The organism is Clostridium sp. AF28-12, from assembly GCF_003435225.1.
In the GTDB taxonomy this organism is placed as follows: Bacteria; Bacillota; Clostridia; order Lachnospirales; family Lachnospiraceae; genus Pilosibacter; species Pilosibacter fragilis.
The window spans coordinates 1-2,508 of record NZ_QWGJ01000055.1; the positions used below are offsets into that span (position 1 = coordinate 1).

At 46.0% G+C, this 2,508-nt stretch carries 1 protein-coding gene; it reads left to right on the plus strand.

What is annotated here, in order from left to right:
- Positions 1 to 586: 586 nt before the first annotated feature.
- Positions 587 to 2,404 carry a reverse transcriptase domain-containing protein gene (locus tag DWY93_RS16700; RefSeq protein WP_002589063.1) on the plus strand — a complete coding sequence of 606 codons (1,818 nt, stop codon included), beginning with the start codon at positions 587 to 589 and terminating at the stop codon, positions 2,402 to 2,404.
- Positions 2,405 to 2,508: the final 104 nt, after the last annotated feature.

Sequence of the window (2,508 nt, forward strand, 5' to 3'; positions counted from 1 at the left end):
CCCAGTGCGCCCGTAAGGGCGGTATAAATCCTACCTTGAGCAAGTAGTAGGTAAAAGTATCAAGCGGCATTGTGCCGCAACCTATCATTCCCCGTCTTACCCCAAAAGGGAAACCGGAGGGCGACCATAGCATGACGGAGGACACGGGGCGCTGAAGCCTCAGAAGCGCCGGCGTGACGGAATGAAAATCCACGTATGAGGATGGAAGCTAGACTGCTTGAATGACAGCCTGAAATCGGGACCAAGAGCGTACCCCTGACGTAGAGAGGTTGTACTCGTCAGTGTTCCTGACAGTCGCATTGTTTGGCTATGCGGCTGCTGATACTCGGAGCAGGTTCAGCCACGGGAAAGTGGAAAAAGGCGAACGTCACATACCGACAACGTGGAACGCTTGTTTATACCGTACTAAACGGGGATTGCCTAAAGTGAAATGCCGAAAGGCTATGAAAACGCTGAAATGCGGGGTTCTGAATATTCACCATGGCAACAGAGTTCCCATAGTAGTCTGCGGACGGGAAAGCCGTCTACATGGCAAAGGGGAACAGTGAATCATTTTCAAAACAGAAAGGATGGTGTGTGAGACACTATGAGAAATCCGATTCATGTCTTGAAAAGCCTTGAAGAAAAGGCAAGTGTAAGTAACAACAAATATGAAAGATTATATCGCAACCTATACAATCCAGAGTTCTATCTCCTTGCATATGCGAACATTGCGAAATCGCAGGGGAGCATGACGCAGGGGGTAGACGGGCAGACGCTGGACAACATGAGCCTGCCGAGAATTAACCGGATTATTGAATCCATACGCAACAGGACATATCAGCCAAAGCCTGCAAAAAGAAAGTACATTCCTAAAAAGAACGGGAAACTTCGCCCGTTGGGAATCACTTCTACTGATGATAAGTTAGTGCAGGAAGTGGTCAGAATGATTCTTGAAGCAATCTATGAGCCGACATTCAGCAACAATTCACACGGTTTCAGACCAAAAAGAAGCTGTCACACGGCACTTACGCAAGTGAAGAAAAACTTCACAGGTGTTACATGGATTGTCGAGGGAGACATTAAGGCGTGCTTTGATAACTTCGACCATCATGTGTTGGTTGAATTACTGCGGAAAAGGATTTCAGACGAGGCTTTTATCGGTCTAATCTGGAAGTTCCTGAAAGCCGGATATATGGAACAATGGCAGTACAACTGCACCTACTCCGGTGTTCCGCAGGGCAGCGGTATCAGTCCGATATGTGCAAACATCTACCTCAGCGAACTGGACAACTATATGCAGGAATACAAAGAAAAGTATGATTGCGAGCCAGAACGCAGAAGGACGACCAGAGAATACGAGCGGGCGTCCCGGAGATACAGAAAGGCACGTAAAGCGTTAATGGGCGCAGAAAAATCAACTCCTGAACTGGTAAAAGAATTTAAGGATTCCAGAAGGAAGAAGATGAATCAGCACTATTACAATCCGTTTGAGGAAGGCTTCAAGAAAATCCAGTACAACCGTTACGCCGATGATTTTGTAATTGGCGTTATCGGCTCCAAAAAGGACGCAGAAAAAATCAAGGAAGATGTAAAAATCTTTCTCCAAGAAAAACTGCATTTGGAAATGTCCGAGGAAAAGACGAAAGTCACCCATTCCAGTAAGCCGGTACGCTATCTGGGGTACGATTTCAAAGTAATCCATTCCAAGAACATGAAGCGTTGTAAAAACGGCGACATGAAACGGGTGTGGTATGGAAAAGTATTCCTGTATATGCCGAAAGAAAAATGGATTAAAAAAGCGATGGAACGGGGAGCGATACAGGTGAAACGCAACAATGACACAGGCAAAGAAATGTGGCGTCCTATGCCAAGGAAAGACCTGATGAACCGCAGCGATGCAGAGATTGTGTCTACTTTCAATTCCGAAATTCGAGGGTTATATAACTTCTATCGGATAGCAGAAAACGTAGGCGCATTGCACAAGTATTACTACATGGTGCGGTACAGCATGTTAAAAACTCTGGCAGGAAAGCACAGAACGAATGTCAGTGTTATTAAGAAGCGGCACATGGTAAACGGAGTACTGAGAATCCCATACGATACAACTAAGGGACGTAAATACTGCGAATTTTACCATGATGGATTCAGAAAGCACAGCGACGGCTATGACAATGTGGCAGACGTTATGCCGAGTTATAGGAAATATGACAGCAGGCACACGATAGTAAACCGCATAAAAGCCGGAGTATGCGAGATTTGCGGGGAACATGCAGACTATTTATGTATGCACCACGTAAGAACGCTGAAATCGCTGAAAGGCAGGGATATATTTGAGCAGAAAATACTGAAAATGAGAAGAAAATCTCTGGCTCTCTGCCCTGACTGCTTTGAACTCTTACACGAAACCAAAGAATCAAGGTGATTCATGGAAAGCCGGATACGCTGAGAGGTGTACGTCCGGTTTGGGAGGCGGCTCCCTGAAACCTACTGATGAAAGTCAGCAAGGCGCAGGGTGCCTACCTCATA